At 60.1% G+C, this 2422-nt stretch carries 1 protein-coding gene; it reads right to left on the bottom strand.

Going from position 1 to position 2422, the window contains the following annotated elements:
• The coding region (locus HU766_RS25905) for an immunoglobulin-like domain-containing protein (protein ID WP_346656729.1) at positions 1-2422 on the bottom strand (2422 nt) is incomplete at both ends.

The following is a 2422-nucleotide window of genomic DNA, read 5'->3' as shown; positions in this document are numbered from 1 at the left end:
CGTGGCATTGTTGCTCAGGGTCACGACCAGGTCGTGCGCCAGCGCGGTGTTGATGTGAACGGTGAAGGTCGGCTTCACGTTCTCGGCAACCGAGACTTGGTCAGCGGTGATGGTGACCTTGACCAGATCACCTTCGTTGCCCGGAGTACCCGGCTCGTCGGTCACCGTGGTGCTGACCGGGGTCTTGTCCAAGGTGAGTTGTTCGAACTTCCAGGCGTCTGCGCCGCTGACCGCTTGCAAGCTCTGCTCAACCGGGGCGTTAGTGCCGACATAAACGTTGTCTGGTGCAGTAACGGTGGTGAAACCGGAGGTGCTGTTGGCCGGGACGGTAATGACCGTTTTACCGTCACTCAAGGTGAAGTACAGCGGCGAGTGATTGTTGATCGGCAAACCGTCTTTGTTGGTCAGGGTGACGGTGTACGTGATCTCGCCTCCTTCGGTGACCGAAGGCGTAGCGGTCAGCTTGGCGATGACTTCGTCGGTGGTATCGGTGACTTTGACCGATGCCGCGTCGCCCAGCTGCAGGTTCTCGAAGGTACGGCCATCGACATCGACCGCAGACTTGATGCCCAGGCTGATTTCGCCAGCGTCTTTGTAAACGTCGTCGCCCTGCGCGTCGTGCGTGTATGGCGCGCTGGTTTCGCCAGCCTTGATGGTGACGGTGGCATTGTTGCTCAGGGTCACGACCAGGTCGTGGTCCAGGGCGGTGTTGATGTGAACGGTGAAGCTCGGTTGGACGTTCTCGGCGACCGATACCTGGTCAGCGGTGATGGTGACTTTGACCACGTCGCCTTCGTTGCCCGGAGTACCTGGCTCGTCGGTAACCGTAGTGCTGACCGGGGTCTTGTCCAAGGTCAGTTGCTCGAACTTCCACGCGTCTGCGCCGCTGACCGATTGCAGGCTCTGCTCTACCGGGGTGTTGCTGCCCACGTAGACATTATCCGGAGCAGTAACAGTGGCCGTACCGACGGTGCCGTTGGCTGGCACTGTGATGACCGTTTTGCCGTCGCTCAGGGTGAAGTAGAGCGGCGAGTGGTTGTTGATCGGCAAACCGTCTTTGTTGGTCAGGGTAACGGTGTACGTAATCTCGCCTCCTTCGGTGACCGAAGGCGTAGCGGTCAGCTTGGCGATGACTTCGTCGGTGGTGTCGGTGACTTTGACCGACGCGGCATCACCCAGCTGCAGGTTCTCGAAAGCACGGCCATCGACATCGACGGCGGACTTGATACCCAGGCTGATCTCACCGGCGTCCTGGTAAACGTCGTCGCCTTGCGCATCGTGGCTGTAGGGCGCGCTGGTTTCGCCCGCTTTGATAGTGACCGTAGCGTTGTTGCTCAGGGTCACGACCAGGTCGTGGGTCAGGGCGGTATTGATGTGAACGGTGAAGGTCGGCTTCACGTTCTCGGCGACCGAAGCCTGGTCGGCGGTTATGGTGACCCTGACCAGGTCGCCTTCGTTGCCGGTGCCTGGGGTGCCCGAACCTGGCTCGTCCGTCACAGAAGTGGTGACGGTATCACCACCCAAAGTCAGCTTCTCGAAGTTGTCTGCGCCCGATACCGACTCAAGCTTGTTGGCGACAGCGCCCTGACCGCCGACGTACACGTCATCTTGAACCGTGATGGTCGCAGTGCCGGAAGCACTGTTGGCCGGAATCGTGACTTTTGTACCGTCGGTCAGGGTGAAGGTCAGCGCGCCGTGCTCAGTGACAGACAGGCCCTGTGCGTTGGTCAGCGTGACGGTGTAGGTCACCTGGCCACCTTCGGCCACAGTTGCCTTGTCCACAGTCAAAGTTGCAACGACTTCGCTGACGGTGTCCGAAACTTCAACGGTCGCCGGGCCGCCGATGGCCAGATTCTCGAAGGTAGCACCCGCGACAGTGGCGCCGGTGACGCTCAACGTCACAGAGCCGGCGTCCTTGATGACGTCATCGCCTTGGGCCGGAGTCTTGTACTCGACTTCGGTCTTGCCGGCCTCGATGGTGACGGTTTCGCCGTTCGACAGCGTTACGGTCAGCGGACGGTCCAGCGCCTGGCTCACTTTTACCGTGAAGGATGGCTGCTGATCTTCAGTCACGTTGCCGTTGCTGACGATGCTTACGGTGACGGTATCGATACTGTCATTGATTACAGTCGACGCTGGGGTCGGGTTCGGCGTCAGCTGCTCGAAGTTACCGCCAGTGGCACCGGTGATAGTGGTAGTGACAGTCGAACCGTTGTTGTAGACGTCGTTGTTCGGAGTCTGGAAGTCGACACTGCCTTGGGTCTTGCCGGCCTCGACGGTGATGGTCTGGCCGTTCGACAGGGTCACGGTAACCGGAGTCTGGGCAGGGTTGCTCAGGGTCACGGTGTAGGTGATCACGCCACCTTCGGTGACCGAAGGATTCGCGGTCAGGGTCGCAGTGGTGTTGTCGACCGAGTCGTTG

Source organism: Pseudomonas sp. SWRI77 (genome assembly GCF_014269105.1).
Lineage (GTDB): Bacteria > Pseudomonadota > Gammaproteobacteria > Pseudomonadales > Pseudomonadaceae > Aquipseudomonas > Aquipseudomonas capeferrum.
Note: the sequence above shows the minus strand (reverse complement) of the source record. Positions and strands in the feature narration are given on the sequence as shown.